Annotated in this window: 16 protein-coding genes and 2 pseudogenes; 5 read left to right on the forward strand and 13 right to left on the reverse strand. The window is 70.3% G+C overall.

From position 1 onward, the window contains the following. Positions 1-307: 307 nt before the first annotated feature. Positions 308-493 (forward strand): annotated as a pseudogene (locus A3IC_RS0138820) (transposase); the annotation flags it as partial. Positions 494-909: 416 nt separating this feature from the next. Here the strand turns inward: A3IC_RS0138820 and A3IC_RS0138825 are convergent. The 3 genes from A3IC_RS0138825 to A3IC_RS59045 all read right to left on the reverse strand — a co-directional run bounded on the left by A3IC_RS0138825 (position 910) and on the right by A3IC_RS59045 (position 2,454). Further along, positions 910-1,176: a hypothetical protein gene (locus A3IC_RS0138825; RefSeq protein WP_020555466.1), complete on the reverse strand. Its 267-nt coding sequence runs from the start codon at positions 1,174-1,176 to the stop codon at positions 910-912. After that, positions 1,169-1,528: a hypothetical protein gene (locus tag A3IC_RS0138830; protein WP_026219241.1), complete on the reverse strand. Its 360-nt coding sequence runs from the start codon at positions 1,526-1,528 to the stop codon at positions 1,169-1,171. Before A3IC_RS0138830 ends, A3IC_RS0138825 begins: the two co-directional genes overlap by 8 nt. Positions 1,529-1,992: 464 nt before the next feature. Continuing rightward, the gene (locus A3IC_RS59045; RefSeq protein ID WP_052174014.1) at positions 1,993-2,454 is read right to left on the reverse strand and encodes a MarR family winged helix-turn-helix transcriptional regulator; all 462 of its coding nucleotides are present in this window, start codon (positions 2,452-2,454) and stop codon (positions 1,993-1,995) included. A 61-nt stretch (positions 2,455-2,515) separates the two neighbouring features. Between A3IC_RS59045 and A3IC_RS0138840 the strand changes: the two genes are divergently transcribed. Together A3IC_RS0138840 and A3IC_RS59050 are read left to right on the forward strand one after the other, a co-directional pair. Next, positions 2,516-3,931: an MFS transporter gene (locus tag A3IC_RS0138840; RefSeq protein ID WP_106669134.1), complete on the forward strand. Its 1,416-nt coding sequence runs from the start codon at positions 2,516-2,518 to the stop codon at positions 3,929-3,931. Between the two features lie 459 nt (positions 3,932-4,390). Further along, positions 4,391-5,402: pseudogene (locus A3IC_RS59050) on the forward strand (TniB family NTP-binding protein); the annotation flags it as partial. Positions 5,403-7,362: 1,960 nt separating this feature from the next. Here A3IC_RS59050 and A3IC_RS73785 read toward each other — a convergent pair. From A3IC_RS73785 to A3IC_RS73790, 7 genes are all read right to left on the reverse strand, one after another. After that, a complete protein-coding gene (locus tag A3IC_RS73785) occupies positions 7,363-7,824 on the reverse strand; it encodes an SUKH-3 domain-containing protein (RefSeq protein ID WP_079026967.1) in 462 nt (153 codons plus the stop codon). Further along, the gene (locus A3IC_RS59055) at positions 7,825-10,131 is read right to left on the reverse strand and encodes a polymorphic toxin-type HINT domain-containing protein (protein ID WP_020555474.1); all 2,307 of its coding nucleotides are present in this window, start codon (positions 10,129-10,131) and stop codon (positions 7,825-7,827) included. A gap of 79 nt (positions 10,132-10,210) precedes the next feature. Then, positions 10,211-10,606, reverse strand: a complete 396-nt coding sequence (locus A3IC_RS0138860) for a hypothetical protein (protein WP_020555475.1) — start codon at positions 10,604-10,606, stop codon at positions 10,211-10,213. 202 nt (positions 10,607-10,808) lie between these two features. Continuing rightward, positions 10,809-11,627 (reverse strand): hypothetical protein, encoded by an 819-nt coding sequence (locus tag A3IC_RS0138865; protein ID WP_020555476.1) that lies wholly within the window; start codon positions 11,625-11,627, stop codon positions 10,809-10,811. 312 nt (positions 11,628-11,939) lie between these two features. Next, a complete protein-coding gene (locus A3IC_RS0138870) occupies positions 11,940-13,379 on the reverse strand; it encodes a tetratricopeptide repeat protein (RefSeq protein WP_020555477.1) in 1,440 nt (479 codons plus the stop codon). Positions 13,380-13,617: 238 nt separating this feature from the next. After that, entirely contained in the window at positions 13,618-14,199 is a 582-nt protein-coding gene (locus tag A3IC_RS0138875) for a hypothetical protein (RefSeq protein WP_020555478.1), read from the reverse strand. Positions 14,200-14,206: 7 nt separating this feature from the next. Next, positions 14,207-16,675 carry a DnaB-like helicase C-terminal domain-containing protein gene (locus tag A3IC_RS73790; protein WP_020555479.1) on the reverse strand — a complete coding sequence of 823 codons (2,469 nt, stop codon included), beginning with the start codon at positions 16,673-16,675 and terminating at the stop codon, positions 14,207-14,209. A gap of 340 nt (positions 16,676-17,015) precedes the next feature. On the opposite strand from A3IC_RS73790, the gene A3IC_RS73795 reads away from it, so the two are divergent. Continuing rightward, complete coding sequence (locus A3IC_RS73795; protein ID WP_425387384.1) at positions 17,016-17,510, forward strand: GIY-YIG nuclease family protein; 495 nt, start codon at positions 17,016-17,018, stop codon at positions 17,508-17,510. A 491-nt stretch (positions 17,511-18,001) separates the two neighbouring features. On the opposite strand, the gene A3IC_RS63240 is transcribed toward A3IC_RS73795, so the two are convergent. From A3IC_RS63240 to A3IC_RS0138910, 3 genes are read right to left on the reverse strand one after another with little or no spacing between them, the layout of a single operon-like run. Further along, positions 18,002-18,814 carry a serine/threonine-protein kinase gene (locus A3IC_RS63240; protein WP_052174015.1) on the reverse strand — a complete coding sequence of 271 codons (813 nt, stop codon included), beginning with the start codon at positions 18,812-18,814 and terminating at the stop codon, positions 18,002-18,004. Between the two features lie 2 nt (positions 18,815-18,816). Next, the gene (locus tag A3IC_RS59075) at positions 18,817-19,785 is read right to left on the reverse strand and encodes an MvdC/MvdD family ATP grasp protein (RefSeq protein ID WP_020555484.1); all 969 of its coding nucleotides are present in this window, start codon (positions 19,783-19,785) and stop codon (positions 18,817-18,819) included. After that, positions 19,785-20,000, reverse strand: coding sequence for a hypothetical protein (locus A3IC_RS0138910; protein WP_020555485.1), 216 nt, complete (start codon positions 19,998-20,000; stop codon positions 19,785-19,787). Before A3IC_RS0138910 ends, A3IC_RS59075 begins: the two co-directional genes overlap by 1 nt. 202 nt (positions 20,001-20,202) lie before the next feature. Between A3IC_RS0138910 and A3IC_RS0138915 the strand changes: the two genes are divergently transcribed. Continuing rightward, a complete protein-coding gene (locus A3IC_RS0138915; RefSeq protein WP_020555486.1) occupies positions 20,203-21,510 on the forward strand; it encodes a helix-turn-helix domain-containing protein in 1,308 nt (435 codons plus the stop codon). The last annotated feature ends 394 nt before the right edge of the window (positions 21,511-21,904 follow it).

Raw genomic sequence — 21,904 nt, forward strand, 5'->3', positions numbered from 1 at the left:
CGGCGTGACCCGGAACCGAAGGAGTTCATCCGGCAGCGTCCGGACCGGCGGTGGAGCCCGGAGCAGATCTGCCAGGCCCTGCGCACCGCCTTCCCGAACGAGCCCGAGCGGCACCTCGCACACGAGACCGTCTACCAGGCCGTCCATCTGCCGCACCGCAGCGGCCTGGAGCGCACCCCCGGCGTCCTGCGCACCGGCCGACCCGCTCGCCGTCGACGCCGCCGGCCCGACATACGCGCCACCCGGTTCATCGACCCNGGCACCCTGATCGGCCATCGCCCCGAGGAGCTCAACGACCGTCGAGTGGCGGGTGGTTAACGAGAACACGAACGGCCTGCTCCGCCAGTACTTCCCCAAGAGCACCGACCTGTCCCTCTTCGGCGCCCAGGACCTCGCCTTCGTCGCCGCCGAACTCAACAGCCGCCCCCGCAAGACCCTCGGCTGGAACACCCCCGCGAACCTCCTCGCTAAGCTCGTCGCAACACTGGAATGATCACCGTGTTGCGACGACTGCTGGAATCCGCCCTTTAGGCGTACAAGGCTATGTGCAACACACCCGCGCGTTCTCAACGAAACTGCGACATCCCCAGGCCAGACCCCTCACGGCCCTCGCCCGGACAGCCGCAAAACGTTCTCAACCAACCTGCAACACCCCAGCTCACACCACCACCCACACACCAACTACCACTGCGAAATCACAGCAACGTGTGGTGTCGGTGACTGAGGCTTCGTCATAGCGATCAGGTGTGGAGTGGCCGGCGCCGACATCCCGCAGTTCCTCACCACTTACCTCACGCAGCATTCCTCACACAAAACCCTCACCAACTTCCGAGTCGGCATCGGAACTCGCCCGCGTGCCACCGTCCGGGCTCCGGAGCGGGCGGCACGGGCGACGACAGGGGGCGGGTGTCAGGGTCCGAGCCAGGTGACCTGGGTGACGTAGATGCATTCCTGGCGGGGGACGGTGAGGTATTCGAAGAGGAGGTTGCGGGCCGGGTCGCTGTGGGTGCGAATGCCCGGGCCGGTGCCCTGGAAGTCGACACCGTCGAGATAGACCATCGAGTTGACCGTGGCCAGGTCCGCGGCCGCCTTCTCGACGGCGGACAGCACCTCGGACGGCAGACCCGCGGCGACCTCTTCCAGGCTGGGCAGCCATTCCCAGGACCAGTCACTCACCGGCGATCTCGCGGTGCGCCTCGGCGCGCAGGCGGGCGATCTCGGTCCCCGCGTTCCGAATCTCCCCGGGATCGTTCGACCGCGCCACGACACGCTCCAACTCTCGCAGACGCCGCGCGAGGGCGGGGCGGCGCTCGATCGCCACGAACACGGCCCACTTGCGCAGGAACAGACGCACCGCGTTCGGCTGGAGGTTCTCGGCTACCCAGTCCAGAGCCTCGTCCTCCTCCTGCTGGAACTCCGGCAGATAGGTCGGACTCAACACGGCCACCGCCTCCCGAAGCGCCCGGATCTTCAAGGGCGGCATCGAAATCAGCGGCTCGTCACCCCACTCGGCATGCTCAGCGGTCATGATCTCCTCCTCCACCACCCAGTCAACCAGAACCATCCGACCCACACCCCGACGACCCCAAGTCCCACCCGACCGCCGGCCATCGCGAGTTCGCCGGGTCCGCCGGGTCCGAGACCGCCCACAACCGAATCGAGGTGACCGCACGCGAGCCTCGACGGGCCACGTGAGGTTCGGGGCGACCGCGAGGCGTCGCCCGTCCCCAGTCGCCGAGACGAAGACGACGCCGTCGGGTGTGACGCGGCTCGGGTACCCCGGGGGATGTGACGAGTGCGGCGCCACTCCCGTACGCGGCGATCGCGAGGTCCGCGTCGCCGGCGTCGTCCTGTACCACGAAGCCGGGCCCCGATGTCCTGACCCACAGCGCGTGGTAGAGCGTGTCGTCGTCGCCGCGGCGGAAGGCGACGCGCGGCGCGCATCCAGTCTGCGCGGCGGGCTGTCGTCTCGGTCGCGGTGGATCCGGTCGGCTACCGGCGCTCTTGCTGGGCGGCGAGGAAGCGTTGCAGATACCCGTGGAAGCGCTGCACATCGTCGGCCGACCAGTCGGCGGTGAGCTCGGCGAAGACGGATTCCTGCCACCGGTGGGCAGAGGCGAGCATCTTCGCTCCCTTGTTGGTGACGAGGAGTCGCCGTTGCCTCGCATCGGTGGGCGAGGCGACCTTGCGGAGGTAGCCGCGTTCGACCGCCTGGGTAAGGAACCGGCTCGCGCCGGACTGGTCGATGCCCAGTTCGTCGGCGACCGCATTGACCGTGGCGCCCTCGTCGCCTTGGAGGGCGGCGACGGCCTCGGTGACCATCACGTCGCGTCCGCGCTCGGCGTCGACGCCCTGACCTGTGCCGGTCCACCGACGTGACCAGTACCGCACTACGCGGAACAGCGCACGCCCCGCCCTGGCACGTTCTGCGGGCTCCGGTGTCTTCGTGTCCACGCGAAAGAGTCTATGCGATACGCATGTACAGTGTATGCGTATCGCATAGATCGGGAGGGTGATGAAAACCGAGGCATCACCAAGGTCAGGCAACCGCCGGGCAGTTCCGGCGCGTGTCGAGCCGGCGTTCTTCGCACTGCTGCTCGGGATGCTGCTCGCCCAGCTCGACACGAACATCGTGGTGGCGGCTCTTCCGGGCATCGGCGACGACCTGGATGCCGGACCGGCGATAGCGGGGGTGACCGCCGCGTATCTGCTCGCCGTCACGGTCACGACGCCGATCGCAGGCAAGCTGGGCGACATCCTCGGCCGGCGCGCGGTGTTCGTCGGCTCGGTGCTGGTCTTCGCCGCCGGTTCCCTGGCATGTGCTCTGGCACGCTCGATGCCGCTGCTTGTCGCGGCTCGCGCCGTGCAGGGCATGGGCGGGGCCGGGCTCATCGTGACAGCGGTGAGTACCCTGGGCGTGCTGTTCGACAAGACCGAGCTGATCCGCCGGCAGGTGTGGCTCACCGCGGTCACCGCGATCGCGGCACTGGCCGGGCCTCCCGTCGGCGGGTACCTCTCCGCGTGGGTCGGCTGGCCGGCGATCTTCCTGGTCAACCTGCCCGTCTGCGTCCTCGCCCTCGTGATCGGATACTGCGGTCTGCCGGGCAGGTCCGGCACGACCAGCCTGCGTGGCTTCGACTTGGCCGGAGCGGTGCTCATGCTCGTGGCGACCTCCGGCATCGTCGTGCTGGGATCGTTCGAGGCGATCGCCGGCTCCGTCGTCCCCTCGGCGGCGCTTCTGGCCCTCTCCGTCCTCGCGACCATCGCGTTCGTCGGACGCGAGCGGCGAGCCGCGGACCCGCTCGTCCCTCCCGCGATCTTCGCCTCGCGAGGATTGTCCCGGTCCATCATCGTCACCGGGATCGGTGGGGCCGCGCTGTTCGGAACGTTCACCTTCGTTCCTCTGGCCGTGAACGCCGGCACCGGGTACGACGTGTCGACCGTCTCGACCCTGCTGGTCGCCCTCACCGCCGGCCAGCTCGTCATCACCGCAACCTTCTCGGTCGTCGCGCGGAAGTTCCCTCGCATCGTGCCCTGGGGACGGCTCGGTCTGATGCTGGGTGTGGTGGGCCTGGGCCTGCTCTCGATCCTCCCTCTCGGGAGCACCTGGCCGAGTCCTCTCGTGCTGGGAATCGCGCTTGTGGGCCTGGCGCTGTCCGGTGCCGCCCTGGGTCTGCTGATGCAGGCGTACACGCTGCTCGGCATCACCACCGCCCCGCCCGAGCATTTCGGCTCCGCGATGGCCACACTCACCCTCGCCCGACAACTCGGTGGCTCGATAGGCGCCGCCGCGTTCGGCTGGCTGCTCATCATGATGTCCGGCTCATCGGACGCCACCGTCGCGATCCTGGCCGTCGCCGCCGTCCTGCTCGCGATCGGGCTTGTCGTCGCACCACGGCGCCGTGACGAATCCGAGGCCGAGAGCACATGATCGTCCGGCAGTGGTGACACCCGATCGAGAAGCAGACCGGCTCGGAGGCCTGTGAGGTGGGCCTGCGATGTCGGCGTCGATCACGCAAAAGGCAAGGACTGCCGGGCGCGCGTTCGGCCCACGAGTCGAGGCCGTGGAGGACGAGCGCGGCGGCGGGGTGGAGGACGACGAGCCGGTGCTTTTGCGGGACGACCGGCTCGCCGGCGCCGCCGGTCCCACCCGACGAGCCCGATGGCCCTCGGGAAGGAATACCGCACATCTCGAATAGCGCTCCCCGCCAGTCGGTGCCGCCGCCTGGACCACGGCCGAACGCCAGGCGTACGCCCACGACCCGGACGACGGGCACGGCGACAGAGCGCAGTTCGCAGACGTCGCTCGAGCACGGGGTGGGTCGCCTGTGTCGGTCGACGACGTGGGCACCCGAAGGCGGGTGATCGGGCAGGACCGCGGTCGCCGGCCACCTGGGAGGGTTGGCGGGACTTCGTCGCCGCGCCCGTTCCCGTCCCTCCCCCGCCCGGCGCCGAACCGCGGGGCCCGGAGGAACGCCTCGCCTATCACTCCCGGTTCGCCCGCCGTGCGCACCCCCGCCATCGACGCGCTCGCGAAGAACGTGCGCACCCTGATGATCCCGGGCCGGCACCAGGACGTCACCGCACGCCCCGGCCTGATCGTCACCGGGCCCGCCGCCGCGGGAAAGACCACGGCCCTGTTACAGGTCGGACGCGCCTGCCACCTCGCCCACACCGCGCGAAGCCGCGCGGGCGGCAGTGAGGGCGGCGGTGAGGGCGGCGGTGAGGGGGTACCGGTCGCGTACGTCCTCGTGCCGCCCGCGGCGACCGCGAAGACCCTGGCGGCCGAGTTCGCCCGCCACCTCGGCGTGCCGATCACCGACCGGATGACCCAGGCGCAGATCACCAACGCCGTCTGCCACGTCTACGGCGAAGTAGGGGTGCGACTGGTGATGATCGACGAGATCCACCGACCCAACCCGCGCACCACCGCCGGCGCGGAGACCGCCGACCTGTTGAAGGACCCGACCGAGCGCATCGGCGCGACGTTCGTGTACGCGGGCATCGACGTGGCCGCCACACCGTTGTTCACGGGGGTGCGCGGGGCGCAACTCGCGGGCCGGGCGGCGTTGATCGACTGTGGGGCGTTCCCCGCGCGTGTGGGTGGGGCGGAGCCGTTCCTGGACCTGGTCGCCGCGATGGAGAACGCTTTGGATCTGCGCGCCCATCGGGCGGGGACGCTGCCCCGGTTGGTGTCGTACCTCCACGCCCGCACCGCCGGGCGGATCGGCAGCCTGGCCCGGCTCGTCCGCCGGGCCGCCGTCACCGCGATCCTCGACGGCACCGAACGCATCACCCGAGGCGGCCTGGACGCCGTGCGCATCGACCACCTCGCCGAGGAGCACCACCGGCCCCGCAACCCCGCTCGGGCGCGCACCCCGCCCGCCCGCGCGACGGCGTGACGCGTTCCGTGAACGCGAACGAAAGGGCACGCGGGAGGGGGAAGGCGCGCGGGGGGAGGGGACGCGAGAACGACGGGTGCGGCGGGGAGCACCGCGGCCCGGGCCCGACGTGGCGATACCCGCAGCTCCCGCCCTCGGGTGCCCTGCGGGTCGCGCCCGTGGCGTTCGAGTCGACCGCCTCGTACCTGGGGCGCCTCGCGGGCGCCTACCGCATGGGGGCGGCGCAGTTCCTGGACGGCCTCGGTATCGAACTCGACGGCCCGGGAGAGCGAACGGGACCGGGACCGGCGGCGCCGCGCGTCGAGATCCACCTCGACACCGAGGCGCGGCTGCGCCTGGCCGCGTTCACCCGGGTCCCCCACGACCACCTGACGCAGGCTCTGCCGCGTCCGACCACTGCGGCCGAATCCGGCCCGCGCCCGCCCGCCGGACACAGCCGGCCGGCATCGACGACACGGTGGGGCCGACCCGCGTCGGCGAGGAGGACACGACGCGCAGACGGACGGCCCACGCGCGGGTACGCGTCCTGGACACCGACGAGCGACCCACCCGGGCCTGCCCGGTGTGCGTACGACGCCGTACCTGCGGGGCTGGCGATGTCGTGTGGACGTATCCGCCCGCGCACCGCGTGTGGTGCCCCCGCCACCGGTATTGGGCGAGCGAGCCTCGACTGCCGGGCCCCCTCGACACAGGTGGGTTACCCGAGATCGGCCGCGCGTATCGGTCCCACCTGCGCCTCGCGCGACACCGTGACAACGCGGCCGCGTACGCCTGGGCCGGGGCGGTCACCACCCGCCGGCAACGACCGCGGACACCACTTGGCACGACGCCGGCAGTCGCGGCTGGGCCGGCTCACCGCGGGCAACCCCGCCCCGGCCGCGACCGACGGCGGCGTCTCGCCGGTTCTCCTGGCCCGCGGTGTGGTCACCTATCCCGAAACCGTCGCCCTCGCCCGCGCGTTCACCACACTCCCCCACCCCGCCCCGCGGGACACACCCCACGGGCCGGCTCACGCGTGGCGACACACGCGGGCCCTGGCCCACATCGCCGGCCACCTCGAACTCCCCCGCCTGACGGTCGCGCCCGACGACCTCCTGTGGGCGAGACTCCACCACCACAACCCGGCCCGACCCGCTGCCCGGGGACAATCACCGACCCCCGCAAAACACCAGGCCACAAGGCCGATCAGGCCTGCGAACACCCACCTCGGGCACCCCCGCACCGACACCCCGAGACCCGAGAAAAACCCGCAGATGCCTTACGACGCATCAATACATCAACGAGAAAACCACAACAGTTCTCACGAAACTACGAAACCCCAGGCCACCACCACCGGGCCGACCCCAAGAAACCCCCACCACCACAACCCGAAACCATCGACCGACCCCGCCGGATTCTCAACCAACACACGAAACCCCAGATGGGCCATCAACCCACCCCACCACCGCAATGCTCCGCCACATCAAGGCCCCAGAACCGGCCACGACAACCCTGGGCGGCCCCGATCGAAAGCCCGAAAGTTGTAAGGAAAATCCGGGGCAGGAATCGGGGCACCGCAGAGCACCCACCTCCACCCGGCGCAGCACCCCAACCCACACGGCGGACCGGACACGGCCAACTCACGGGCACGCATGGGAAGTTGCAGGACACTGCCCCGCAGGACGTCGTCTCCCCGACACCGGAAACCACATCCAAACGACACGAACGGCGCCATGCGAGGCCGCGACCCCAGGCACACCGACCCACGACATCCTCACACGGCCACCACGACACCCAACCGCAACTCCACAGCGCCCTACGGCCCCCACGCCGCCACACAACAACGAACCGGCACCGACTGGCAAGGGCAGGGTTCCGGATCCTGTTGGTCACAGTTCGGCGACGTTCCCAACCCAGACGGGTGAAATCAGGCCACACCGCCTCGGAAACCGAGAACCCGACCTGCGTGGAAGCATACGGATCATAGCTGAACTAGTTCAGCTCGATTCCGAACATCGCGCAAGGCGCGATAACCATCCCGGGAAATCTTGGCCAGAAATCGATCGTGACCTCCATAAGTACTTCCATCAGAGGCCATGTACAAGAATAGGTTCCCACTGGCCGATTGCCCAATTGGGCACAATCCACGACCAAGTCGCTCCTCATATCCTGTCACCAGTGACCGCATAACTCTTCGCGACGAAGCAACGCCTGATATCAGACATGAATGCAATCCACCAACGGCCGGGTGCCTAGGATAGGTAAATTCAAGACCACTGCATTCTGCCATGAACTCACGGACTGCATCAGGGACCGCGTATCCGAACAAGGACCACGCCTGAAGGTCGGCTGTCAGATCCACGTCCCGGCCTGGGCGCCACCCGATACTCGTCATAAAATTGACTAGATCGACATCGCCAGATGCCAAGGTCATGAGACCCATTCAGCTCGCCGCCTCCCTAGCACCACCGCCACCCAACAGGAACCGACAGTTGTCACAGGAGGGGAAATTACCTCCTGTTGTCCGATATATAGTCGCATACTCTACCTCATCAAGCATGATACCAGGCCGCTTCCACAGTAGATTATTACAAGCATTGAATTCGGCACACTCACCCATTGGCCAATCCTCCAAAGAGCCACCGTGCTGTTTCGTCAATGCATCAAGGCGTGCCTGCAGTTGCGGGTGGACACGCGCGGGAGTCATTCCACTTTCACCGTAAGACCATTCCCCTGTATACGTATCACGGGCAACTGCCCCTGCCGTGTTCTGGCTCGTCGACTTCGCTGATTCGATCCTGGCGAGATCGTGCAGATCGCAGTTATGCACGAGAGCCGAGACGGTGCCCGCCAACACATAATAGGTATGGTCGGCATCCACGGTCAGGTCGTATGTGCGTTGCTCCCGAGCAAGGATCCGAATCGCGCTAATCTGAACTCGGGTGCCTGCGGAGGTCTGGAGCCATTGGCCTGGGTTGAGGTCGCCGGCGTTGATCCACTGCTTGAGATCCGGGATCCAAAATGGGTGGTTAGTAGTGGTGATGATGGAGGCTTCGCCGTCGTCGGTTGTGATGGTGAGATCGGCGAATTCCTTGTCGTCCTCGGTGGTGATGGCGGCAAGCACGGTGCGGGGCTTGGACTCGCCGGTTTCGGGGTCCGTGGCCAGGACGACGTCACCCGGTTGGATGTCCTGGATGGCCTTGGTGGTGCCGTCGGCCATGAGGACGCCGGTGCCGGGGACGAAGCTGTGGCAGACCCGCGCATACTTGTTGATCACGCCTTGGGCCACACCACCCGTCAAGGCGCCGACGCCGGCATCCTCGGCGATCTTGACCAGGGATTCGGTGGAGCTGCGGTCGCCGTGGTTGAGCTGGTCGTCGAGGGCGCCGTAGATGGAGTTGCCGAGTGCTCCGCACAGCATGGCCCCGCCCACCGCGGATGCGCCGGCGGTGGCCGCGCCCGCGCTTGCGGCCGCTGCCATGCAGCCCCATTCGGCGAGGCCGCCGACCACGATGGGGGCGACCTTCTTCCAGTTGTCCTCCGCGTAATGGACCGCCTGGGAGGTCTTCTTCTTGACCCCGCCCCAGGCCTTCGCGAAGGGGTTCTGGTTGCCCTTCCCCTTGCCCGTGTGCGAGGTGGGCTTCTTGGGCTTGTCCATGCAGTAGTTGACGCAGCCGGCCGTGCCCCCGGGGGCTGTGGGCGAGGTGGTGGTCTGGTCGGTCCCGGAGCCTCCGCAGGCCATGACGTTGCCGCAGTAGACGGGGTCCGGGTCGCAGGCCATGACGTTGCCGCAGTACTTCATCCCGGAGGGGTCCGAGAACGTCAGGGGGTTGTTGTTGCTGTAGGTGTAGCCGTGCATCTGGCCCGCGTCGGTCAGGTCCATGATCGGGTCGACGCTGATGAAGCGGCCGAGGCTCGGGTCGTATTCGCGGGCGCCGACGTGGGTCAGGCCGGTGGCGTCCATGGGCTTGCCGAGGAAGCCCTTGTCGTCGGGCCATTGGCCGTTGGCCTGGGTGGGTTGCGGGCCGCGGGCCTCGCCGAAGGGCTTGGACTGGCGGCGGGTTGCCGTGAGGGTGGCGGCGTCGAGGGTGCTGCTCGGGGTGCCGTGGTGGTCGGCCGCCATGTACACCAGCGCACCGTTGCCGCTGCGGACGACCGTGGTGCCGCCACCTGTGGGGTAGTAGCGGGTGCCGACGACGGGGCCGGTGCCGTCGGTGTTGGTGGTGAGTTCGTCGCCGCCGAGGTAGAGCGTGGTCTTGCCGGCTTCGCGGCGGATGATGCGGCCGCCGTCGGCGTCGTAGACGTAGTCGCTCGTGCCGGTCGCGGAGGCAACCTTGGTGAGCTTGTCCTCTTCGTTCCAGGTGAGGGTCTGGAGGTTGGAGTCGGCGCCGGGACGGGTCTTCGTGTTGCCGGCCTGGTCGTAGGTCAGGCCGGTGGTGACGGCCTCGCGGGTGCCGGTTTTGACGGTGACGGTGTCCAGGCGGTGGGTGCGGTCGGTGGACTGCGCGCCCGGGCGGTAGGCGTACTCGGTGGTGACGTTCTTGGTCGGGTCGTTGGTGGGGTCGTGGTCGACGAGTTTGGTGCGGTTGCCGACGGCGTCGTAGTCGAAGGACTGCCAGTACGGGTCCGGGCCGCCGACCGTGGTCGTGTTCGGGGTCGGGGTGGTGCAGTTGCCGAGGCCGCCGGGGCGTGTAATCGCCGGGGTGTCAGGCGCCGACGCTGTGACCTGGACGTCCCTCTTCAGTCTCACGACATGTCGGCCGGCGGTTGTCTCAGCTCGGTGTCATTTCCTCAGACTGTCCGGCAGGCTGCATCACTGCCCAGAGGCGTCACGAACCTGCTTCGGCACCCGTCCCTTCCATCCACTCGCGGACGGTTACCGCTCGCTCGATGCGGCTGACAATGTCCTTCTTGGAGGCCGGGTCCAGGGTCTCCGGGATCTTGTCGAAGGTGTCGGGAAGGACGTCGAGCAGCCCCCAGATCTGTTGGCCGGTGTTAACGGTCAGCAGTTGCTGGCACCTCCACTGCAGCGGCATCTCGGGGCGGTGCGTGAGCCGCTGCACGAGCGTCGGGAACAGGTAGTGCGTCGCCTCTGCGGCGAGGTGCTCGCGGAGCCAGTCGACCGGAAGCCGCTGGCTGAAGCCGTGAATGGCGGCCTCTTGGGCCAGGTCCAGGAGTTGAGCGGTGTCGACGGCTCGAACAGTGCGGGGAAGGGTGGGGGCCATGTCGCGATGATGCCAAGAAGTCCCCGCAGGGCCGAGAAGTCAGCTGAACCGAGATGCGACCTGGCGACGGGCAGCCCCCAGACTGCCTCGAACCGGTCGAAGCGGCCTGGTTGTCACCGGTGAGGCCCGCGACTCGTCGGATCGGTGCGCGGTGTTCGGGCGCCCGGCACGATCCGAAGGCGAGCGCCCGGGTGACGTCCCATCAGGAGCGGTTGAACCAGCGGCGTTTGGCCCGAGGCTGGGGCGAGGCTCCATCGGCCTGGGTCACCGACGGGTCGTCGTACTCGCGGGAGATCACCCGGACTTGGCCCGACTCGACGTCGTGGCGCACCGTGTCCAGACCCAGGCGGTCCAGCTGGGTGATGCTTTCGGCGTGGATGGTGGTGTTCAAGGGGAGCATCCCGACCTTCGGGTGCGTCCGGCCGAGCTTCACCTCCCCGCCGAGCAGGATCTGCAGCAGATGGTCGGCGGAGGCCGAGGGCAGGTCCTCGTCCACGGCAACGTGCAGCATCAGGTGTTCCTCGCCGGTGGCCCGCCATCGGACCTGCGCCACCCACACCGAGCGGACGGCGGGGAACTCGCGGACCCGCCGAACGAGTGCGTCGCACAAGGCGACCGCCACTGGGTCGGTGGACCATTCGAGCTTCATTTCCGCCCCGGGCCCGTAGGTCGCCCAGTCCCGCAGCACGTGCTCGGAACAGATCGCCTGTCCGTTCTCGGAGCGGATCCCGAGCACGGCGACGCCGGTCTTCTCCAGGATGTCCCTCACCCGCACCGCGTCGCAGTGCACCATCCCGGCGGCCGCTGGCAGCAGTTGCGCGCCCAGCGCCGCGTCGGTGAAACCGAGCAGCGTCGGTGGCTGCTCGTCGTCGGGGAGGAACATCACGGATCCGGTGTCGGTGACGGGAACGAACACCCCGCCCTCGAACAGCGCGGCGAGCACCGCCTCCGGCCCGGGCTCGAGGCCGTCCGCACGGCGGTCGAGAAGGTCGGCGAGACGTACGTTCGAATGCTCGATCACGCGTGCAGCGTAGTACCCGGACCTCCACCGGCCCCGCCCCATCGTCAAGGCAGCAGGTTGAGGCGTCACTCGAACGAATGACGCCTCAACCTGCTGTCCTGTCGCACTCGGGATATCCGTGGATCTTGTCCAGCGCTGCAGGCTTGCCAGGTCGGTTGAGAACTGTCCATCCGCGCGTTCTCAGCCGACCTGGCTTGTGCGAAATCCCGGCGTGGCTGCCGAAGCGGATCCGATCAGGCGCTGGTTCGCGCCGCGACTGACCGGGCCATGAGCTCGGCGGCCTGGCGGACCTGTGCTGCGTACGCCCCCTGGCTAGAACGGGGGCTCCAGGGTGAACTCGCCCTCAGCAGACCAGGGATCATCTTGCTTCCGCCGCTCCGCTGCCTCCCGTTCCCGCTGTTCGACGGTCGCGCGCGCCTCGGCGATCGTGGGGATGGAGTCGAGGGCCTCGGCCGGACGATCGTGCCTGATCAGCATGTCGGGCAAGTCGTGGTGAACCAAGTAGTGAGTGGAGGAGCGGAGCAGTGCGAGGGCCTCCTCCAGTCGTCCGTCCCGCTCCAGCAGCCGCGCCAGCGCGGTGTCCCACCGGCCCGGCTCCCGCTTGTTGAGGGTGGTGGCCTCCGAGATGCCCTCCGCGCAGCGGCCCGCCTCGCCCAGCAGCCAGAGCCGCAGGTGGCGGACCTGGTCCGGGTGCTCCTCGACGTATGCGACGGTGAGGCCGTCCAGGAGTTCGAGCGCCCGGTCGGGCCGGCCGTCGTCGACGAGCAGTTCCAGCGCCCAGTGGAGGAAGTTCCAGCAGTCGTAGTACTCGTAGGTGGGCCGACCGATTTCTACGGCTTCGTCGACCCTCCCCCGGCGGACGAGGAGGCGCATCAGCGCCGCCCGGTCCTTCGGGTGGTCGTGGGCCTCGATCCCCTCGCGCAACACGGTCTCCGCCTCGGACGCCCGCCCCGCGTCCTCCAGCGCCTTCGCGTACACGTCGAGAGCGGAGCGATGGTCTTCGGCAGCGAGGGCCCCCAACTCCTCGATCAGGCCCTGCCGGGCGAGGAGTTCCGCGTAGTACTCCGGGAAGTTGACGGGGTGGCGCTGGCCCGAGGCCCACTCGGCACGCAGGACCTCGACGGCCTCGTCCGCACGCCCGGCCCGCTCCAGGACCCGGGAGATCAGCAACAGCACGTCCCACCGGTCGGTCCGGCCCGTCCCGCAGGACTCACCGCAGCGCTCGCACGCCCCGGCCTCCGCGCGCTCCCCACGCTCCGCTTCCCGCGTGAGCACCTCCAGGACGAGGTCGTCGCGTCCCTGGCCCTCGGTCACCTCGACCAGGCGGGACCGGAGCCAGTACTCCCCGAGATGGGGCGTGAGCACATCGACGGCCTCCTCCACCCGTCCGGCCTTCGACAACAGCTCGGCGTAGCGGGCGCACACGTGGCCGTCGCCCAGCTCGGCGGGGTCCGGACGCACCATCGCGAGTGCCTCGTCGTCCTCGCCCCGGCGGATCATGATCTCGGCGGTGACCCACTCGGCGGCCCGCCAGCGGATATCCGCGAACGGGTCCACCAGGGCCAGCGCCCGATCGAACTCCCCGGCCGCACACAGCTCCCGGGCCGCCGCCTCCGCACAGTTCCAGTCCCCACGCTCCCGCGCCGCCCGGATCAGCAGTTCCACCTGCCCCAGGTCGAGGAGGGTCCGCACCATCCGCGGGTAGACGCCACCATGGTTGCGCGCCTGCCAAGCAAGATCATCGATGTTCACGCGGGCACCCTACGAACTGCCACCGACAGCCTTCGCCCAGCCGCAGCCGGGGTGCCGACACAGACCCCGCTCGGCTCACGAAACGGTGCGAATCCGACAACACGGATGAGATCGAGTGAGAATCCGCCAACTGCAATGCGACAGGACACCTGCAGTTCTCAGCTCCATGTCAGATCTGACATTCACCTGACATCGTGATTGAGAATCTGACACGAGTTTTGAGAACCTACACTGGCCGTCACGCGGCGAAGCCGACTCCGGTGGCGTATTCGTAGCCGCCCCAGTCGGAGCCCAGATCCGCCAGGACCTCGTCTGTCCACAACTCGTCCAGGGCGTGTTCGTCGCCGGTCGCCCAGGCGCGGACGATGGCGTCCCACCGGCGGACGTTGACGCTGCGGTGCCCCGCGACACCGGCCCGGCGGTGCTGGTCGCGCACTCCGGACTGGTCGTGCGGGTGCAGTTCCACCCGGGTGCCGCGGCCGCCGTTGTTCAACCGGCGGATCAGCGAACGGGCCACGTTGCGCCGGCGCAGGTCCCGGTAGGCCGCGTCGATCCGGCGCAGGTTCGCCCGGCTCGGCGTGCGGTCCTCGGCCAGCCAGGCCGCGAGGGTGCGCGGCGTGACGGTGATCCCGGCGCTGTCCATCGCCTCGTAGCCGGCTCCCGAGGCGGTGAGGTAGCGCAGGCGGGCGGCGAGGCCGCGTTCGGTGTCGACGGGGGAAGTGACGCCGTCGGCGAGTTCGTCCAGGCGCTCGGCCGCCAGGGCGGAGGCGCGCATGCCGCGCATCCCGTATTTGCCGGGCTCCAGGGAGCGGTACGGCATTCGGCGTTCAGTTCCTTTCCTTGGTCTGGAGGGTGTAGGTGTCCTTGATCTTCACGTCGCCGACGCCGCGGCCCTTGGTAAACACGGTGCGCCAGTCACCGCCGGTGAGGTGGAGTTCGTCCGTGCCCATCACCCGCACCACCGTCAGGCCGCCCTGGTGGGCCTTGAACGCCTTGACCCACAGGTTGGAGAACGCCTGGGAGCGGATCATGTGCATCCAGTCCGGGCGATTGATCTCCCGGTTGTAGTTCGAACCACCCATCGTCGAGACGAGTTTGGCGTACATCTGCTTCACGTAGTCCAACGTCACGTCATCGCCCTCCGCGATCGCCGCGTCGCGGGCATCGCGCAACGCGGTCCGCAACCGCTCCAGGAGGTTCTCCGTCGCCACCGCCGTCCACGAATCCAGGACCTGCGGCTCCTCGCACAGGCTGCCATACGCGGGCGACGCGCAGCGCAGGAGCAGACGCAGCGTGGGGTCGGTGATCCACAACGGGCCGGGCTCGTCCCGGTCGCCGAGCGGATTCGGCAGATCGTCGTGGTCCCACGCCGGGGGCTCGACAAGGTAGATGCCGGCGCGGCGGCGTTTGCGGCCGCGCGGCCCGTCGAAGTCGTCCAACTCCGGGCCCGCGCGGTGTTCGAGCGGACCGATCGGCAAGTGGGCCTTGAGCGCGGACAGGTACGCCGCGTTCATGTCCAGCGCAATGACCTCGTGATCCCCCGCGGGCAAGTGCCTGTTGCGCCACTTGGGGCGGGCCTCCCACACCGCGTCCGACTCCTCCTTGCTCCGTTTGCGCAGCAGGTCGGGCAGGGGCGGAAACCACGTGTGCTCGTACCGCGAACCCGCCCGCGACAGGCGCAGAAGCTCCATCACGTCCGGGATCGCCCGCCGGGCCAGGGCCTCGCTCGCGGCCGTGATCTCGCCCTCGGCGGCGGCCAGTTCCTCCGCGACCGCGCCCGCGATCGCACCGGGCAGCGGGTCCTCGTCGACGTCCACCACAACCCTGCGCGCCTTCTTCGACGCCGCCGGGGCCTTCGACGCGGTCGACGCCGAGCGGGCAGTCCCGCGCTCGGGCGCGGTCGACGTACGGGGCGCGGTCGCCGGTGCGCCGGACGCGGGTCGGTCCTGTCCACCCTCGGCGCGTTCGCGAGGAGTGGGGGCCGGGGATCCTGCGGTGTCGGCCGAGGCCGCGCCGACCGGGTCCGTCTCGGTCGAGGTCGGCAGGGGGTCGGTGAAGCGGACGTGTGCCAGGTCGGCGTGCAACGCCGCCTGGGCAACCGGGCCGAGATCGCGTTCGGCGACGATCGCGAACGCCTGCTCACCCTCACGCGTCAAATGCACCACGGTGTCCGCCTCGGCCAGCGCCGCCGCAACCTCGGCCGGCTCGCCCGCGCCGGTCTCCCACACGGCCACCACCGGCACGTCCAGGTCCGCCGCCAACCGGCGCAACGCGGCCACACCATGGCGGACATCGGGACCGACAAGGCCGGCCGCACCGGGGAGAAGGTGGTTGAGCGGATCCACCGCGACCAGGCGCAGTCCCGCGACATCCGCAACAGTCTCCCGGAGCAGGTCCAGGGTCAGGTCGGTGCCGTCGTCCAGGAGCAGTCCCCCGGCGGCCAGGCGCGCGGAGGCGGCGTCGGCGGCGTGGCGTTCGGTCTCGGTGAGGGTGCCGGCGCGGAGGCGTCGGTGGTCGACTCCGGCGGCGGCCGCGGTCAGGCGGGCGGCGATGTCGGCGCGGGGGCGGCCGGGCGTGCACGAGAGCACCGCGCTCGGCGCGTCGGGGTCGTCGGCCGGGGCCAGGGTCGCGGACAACACCGTGCCTGCCGCGAGCAGGCCCGCGCCGGCGCCGGGCGCACCGACCACCAGGACCAGGCGGCCGGGCAGAGCGCCGCCGCCCAGGGCCTCGTCCAGGGCGGTGGGGCCGAAGGAGACGGCGCGGCGGCGGGCGGTGGTCGCCTCGTTCAAGGCGGTCGCGAACGCCGCGACCCGACGCCCGGTCTTCGGGGCCGTAGACGGGGCCGGCGCAACGACGTCGGCGTTCCGGTGCGTGATCGCGGCGGCTGGCGCGGCCTGGACGGTGGCGGCCTCGGGGGTACCGGTGGGGGCGGGTGCTGCGGAGAGGTGGGTGATCTGGGCGTAGACGGTGCGGTAGCGCAGCACCAGTTGCGGCGTGCCCGCTGCGGCGGCGCGCACGAGGTTGCCCAGGCCCTGGCGGGCGGCGGTCATCGTGAACGCGGGCAACTCGCCCTGTGCGGCGATCACATCCGGGGTGGGTGGCGCCAGCGCGGCCCGGACGCCGTGGGGGGCGTGGATCACGATCCGGGCGCCGGCGGCGGCGTCGGCCACCACCTGGGCCCACTTGCGGCGGACCTCCTCCACACCCAACGCCACGTCCGGACCGGACCCGGCCGGGAGGCGGTACGGGGGTTCGGTCCGCTCGTCCTGATCCGACGCCCGGCTCTCGTCGCTCATCCGCCCGACCTCTCCCACGATGGCATCGATACCTCTGATCCTACCGTGATCCGACGTGAGAACCTGGCGAATGACAAGGAATTCAAGTCGGTTGGGACTGTGGATCGGTGCTCGGAGTAATCTCGCCCGCGCGGCTCCTGTCGTGACCGATGCCGCGAGGGGCGCCGAACCGAGCGGGGACGAGGCGGTGTCGGGTGGTGGCGGTCGATTTCGGCGCCGGCTCCGGCGAGTGTTCCGTCGGACCGAGACGACGGCCCCGCCTGTGGGTGGTTCCTCCGTCCCGGCCGGCTGTGTCGAGGCGGATGAGCGGGATGCGCCGGAACGGGTTTTGGTCGGGCGGATGGACCGTGACGAGTTCGAGCGGCGCCTCGCGGAGAATCGCGCTCGCCGGCCGGTGCTCGAGGACCGACGCACCGCGGGGTACCGGCTGTTCGACCTCGACGATGTCCTGTTGTACGTGGGCATCTCCGTGGATCCGAGGAAGAGGTTCCGCGGCCACCGGTACGGCAACAAGCGGTCGAAGCCGAAGGAATGGTGGCCTCGGGTCGCGTCGACCCGCATCGAGTGGTTCGACTCCCGCCCCCAGGCCGAATCCGCCGAGTCGTTCGCCGTCGTCACCGAGTACCCGCGCCACAACAAGGCCAAGACCGGGGAGGCGTCCGCCCGACGGTTCCGCCACCGTTGGCTGGAGGAGCGCCTCGCCGGCGGGCCCGTCCGGGGCCGGACGCGGGCGCGAAGGCGTGGAAGGCGTGGGACGAGTCCACCGCCGAGATCTGCGGCCACGAGGTGCCGTTCGAGCTGTGGTGGAGCCCGCACCGGCCGTGCGGCCGCCTGACGGCGGAACGCGCCGAGGCTGCGCGCGAGCACGGTCGAACGCTCCCGGAGCACACCGCGTGGCCGTTGCCGGCCGGGGAGCCGGCACGCCTGACGCGTCATCGTCACGGTCACTGCGAGCGTTGCCGGGTGCCGTACCCGTGCGCGGTGGTCCGCTCGGCCGCCGCACGCTTCGCGAACGACCCGCAATACGCAGTGCTGTGGGACCGGCCGGCCTTGCCGTGAACGCCATGGCGGATCGGGGCGCCGCGCGGCGGTGGGCCGAGAGCGTCGTGCGGCGACCGGCCGGGGTTGGCGGCCCGCTGCCGGCCGGTGTCGGGATCGCCTTCCCGGAGGCCCAGAGCGCGTGTTCGACGGCGTAGGTGGCGATCAGACGGTCCCGGGGGCGCCGCCGGGGCGGGCCCGTGGGTGCCGTCGCCGCGCGCACCGGGGAACGCGGTTCGCCGGGATTCGGCCCGTGAAGGGTCTCAGAGTGATCCTTGGCCGTCGGTGTCACGTTCGATGTGCGGGATTCCGATGGGTCGCGTGCTGGAGGAGGGCTTCGAACTCCGGCGCCGGCCAGGGGCGCTGTCGGGACAGGGGCACGCGGTGCCGGCCGGTGGCGATGTCTTCGAGGAGGTCGGTCAGGGTGACGTCCGGCCCGACGTCGCGGGTCGTCTGGGGTGTGGTGCCGGTCCAGGCCCAGCGCAGGGTCGCGGCGAGGGCGTGGCGTTCGTCGGCGGGGGTGAGACGGATGTGGGTGTCGGGGGTGGTGCTCAGCAGGCGGCGGGCGACGTCCGGGGTGGTGGCGTGGTCCATGCCGCCGCGATAGGGGTGCGGCAACGGCAACAGGGCGGGGTGGTGGGTGTATTCGTGGTCGACGAACGCCACTTCGTCGGTCGGACCGACCAGGACGTTCCACGGTTGGAGATCGCCGTGCCGCCACCCGGCCACGTTCAGGCGCTCCAGTGCCGTGAACGCGCGGCGGGCGACGGTGAGCAGGCGGGCGGCGAAGTCCGGCGGGGGGTCGGGGACGCGGCCTCGGGCGCACCAGTGCCACAGGTCGGTGCCGGGCAGGAACTCCACCGCGGTCCACACGCCGTCGCCGACCCGCCCGTGTCGGCCGTCGGGCGCGTGCAGGCCCTGGGAGTGGAGCAGCCGCACGGCGTGGACCTCGTGGAGCAGCAGGGTGGCGGTGGCCGGTTCGGTGGTGGTCTTGATCTTCCAGCGGCCGGCTCGCCAGGCGTGGGTGTGGTGCGCGGTCAGGGGGTGGGGCTCGTCGGCGACGTCGAGGGCGGTCAGTGCGGCGGCGAGCAGCGGGTCCATCGTCACATCCTCGCGCGTGTGGCCGCGGAATATTGGGGGTCGGGGGTTTCGTGGTGGGTGAGGAGGCGAGCGATCTCGGTGGAGATGGGCAGGCCCGCCAGGGCCTCGATCCAGCCGAACTCGCCGGCGCAGTTGGTCTCCAGGTAGGTCCAGCCGTCGATGGTGACGACGAAGTCCAGCGCGGCGTAGCGCAGGTCGAGTGCGCGTACGTGTTCCACGCAGGCGCGTTCGACGTCGGCGGGTGGCGTGATCGGCGTGTGGCGGCAGTCGGCGGCCGGGACGGTGCGCCAGTCGAGGGCGTCGGTGGTGGTGATCGACGCGGCGAACACCCGGTCGCCGACAACGGTCACGCGGGCATCGAACAGGCGGTCCTCGACGAGGGCCTGGAGGTAGTGCAGCGTGCCGGCGATCGCGGACAGGTCGTCGGAGTCGTGGAGGCGGGTGGTGGGGATCAGGGTGGTGTGGCGTTGGGTCAGTGCTTTGACCACGACCTTGTCGTGGTGTGCGGTCACGAACGCGCGGGCCTGGTGCGGGTCGCAGGTGAACAGCGTGTCCGGTACGCGCAGGCCGTGGCGGGCGGCGGAGGCGAGTTGAGTGGGTTTGTGCTCGGACGCGTCCACCACGAGCGGGTCGTTCACCCACAGAAGCGGATGAGCGCGGAGCAGCCCCAGGAGACTGGTGGTGTTCTCGTCGGCGCGCCATCGCTCGTCCGGGTCGGGGTGTGTGTCGGGGCGTGTGGGTTTGCGCCAGTACACCGAGGTTGTGGGTCCGAGGGTCGCGGCCCGGTGGCCGTCGTCGATGACGGTGGTCCAGGTGCCGGCGGCGAACCGGCCGCCGGCGGTGACGGTTTCGCGCAGGCGGCCGGGGTCCAGGCGGATGAACGCGTCGCGGTCGAGGCGGCTCGCCACCAGGTCGGCGGTGAGGTCGTTCTCGGCCGCGACGACGATCACGCGGGCTTCGCGACGGGGCATTACTTGGGGTCGTCCTTGCGGCGTACGCCGCCCTGGTCCTGGGTGCTGGTGTAGTTCGCCACGACCGCGGGATCGGCCGCCTCCACCAGCAGGCGGCCGTCCGCGACGACGTTCGCACCGGCCCGGGGGTCGTAGCGGTGCTCCGGCAGCGAGAGCGGGCGGGTGGTGGGTGCGGGAGCCGCGAGGCGGCGGGTCAGGAGCAGCGGGGTTGCCATGGGTGATCCTTTTCCTGTGTCGTCGGTGGGTGTTGTGTGGTGGGGGGTTCTGTGCGTTACCAGCAGACCGCGCTGCGGTGGGGGCGGGAAGGGTGTGTGCGGTTCGTGCAATCGGTGTGCGTGTTGTGCACACGGCGTCGACGCTGGGTGATTCGCCGGCTACGGTGGGGGCGGACATCGTCTGCGCGCCCTGGGGGTCGTGATGGTCGAGCTCCGTCCGCCGTGGGACGCGCCGCGGGTGCGGCTGTTGGCCGCGCGCGGCGACGTCGGGGGCTTGGTGCGCGTCGGGCGTTTGGCGCGGAACTGGCGGCAGCGCGACCTGGGTTCGATCGTGGGTTACTCGGCGTCGACGGTGTCGCGCCTGGAGTCGGGCGCGCGTTCGGGTCGGGATGTGGCGGTGTTGCGCAGGTTGGCCGCCGCGGTGGACATGCCTGTCGGGGTGCTGGGCGCGGCACTGGGCGTGAGCGCGCCGCTACCGGCTAGGGTGGGCCGGACCGCCGTGCGGCGGGAGGAGGAGGACGACTCGATGCGCCGACGCCGCCTGCTGACCGCCTCCCTCGCGGCCGTTCCCGTCACGATGCTCGGCGGGGTCGACCAGGCGCTCGCGTCGATCCCCACCCGCTCCTCCCCCACCACCGGGGGCGACGTCCTGGCCCGGCTTCGGTGTGCCCACGGGTGGTACGACAGCGGCGATCACGCCCGACTGGTCGCGGCCCTGCCGGAGTTGCTCGCGGCCGGGCACACCCACGCCGACACCGCTCCCGGTGATCAGGGCGCGTTCGCGCGCCTGGCCGCGTGCTACGACCTCGCGACCGAGATGCTCTCGAAGATCGGCCACTATCAGCGGGCGCGGACCGCGGCCGACCGGGCGACGGTGTACGCCCACCAGTCCGGCTCACCGCTCGCGGCCGCCTCCTCCGCGCGGATGCTCAGTATCGTGCTGCGCCACCAAGGGCAGGAGGCCACGGCCCAGCGCGTGACGCTGGACGCGGCCGCGCGGGTGGAGGGCACCGGGTTGACCACGCCGGAGCAGGCCGCGGCGTACGCCCAGATGTTGTGCACGGCCGCCTACACGTGCGCCGGGGCCGGGGATCGGGCGAATGCGTTGGAGTTGATGGCCGACGCCAAACGCGCCGTCCGGCGCGTACCCGCCGGACCCGAGGCCAGGACGGTGTTCACGGTGACGCCCGCGTCGGTAGGGCTGTACGAGGTCGGAGTGCTGTACTCCCTCGGCGACGCCGGCGCCGCCCTGCACGCCGGCCGCCGGCTGCACCCGGAACAGTTCCCCACCGCCGAGCGACGCGGACGCCTGCACACCGACATGGCCCGTGCGTGGTGGCAACTCGGCAAAGCCGAACAGACCGCCGACGCGCTGGCCGCCGCTCATCGGGAGGCGCCCGGCGAGGTGCGCGACCGGCCCTCCATCCGTGGCATCGTCACCGACCTCGCCCGACGACACCCCAACGCCATCGGCGTCCGAGATCTCCTCACCGCCACCAGGACGCAGTGAAAGCATCACGCCACGCCTCCCGGGATGGCGCGTCCTTCGCGGCCGACTTTCGTGGCAGTACGGCGCAGCGGAGGTGGTTGCCGGAGCGAGTGCGGGAGTTCGGATCGACGTGCGGTCTCGTCCGTCGACCGGTGGGGGTTGCTCACCACCGCTTGGCGCGGCCCCAGGTCCGCACGCAAGGCGGGCTGGTGGGCGGTTGCGCGCCCAAAAGCGTCTGCGCGCACAACGCTTGGGCCACGTTCGCGTGGTGCCGTCGCAGCGCGCTAGAGGCGGTTTCGGGCGGCCGCCGCGTCCCTGAGCCGCCGTTCGACCTCTTCGGCGAACTGCCGGGGCAGCTTCGCGGGGGGGGTACTGGTGGTAGCGGTGGAGTAGTTCGCCGGTCTCCCGGTCGAAC

Origin of the sequence: Embleya scabrispora DSM 41855 (assembly GCF_000372745.1) — a bacterium.
Classification (GTDB): domain Bacteria; phylum Actinomycetota; class Actinomycetes; order Streptomycetales; family Streptomycetaceae; genus Embleya; species Embleya scabrispora.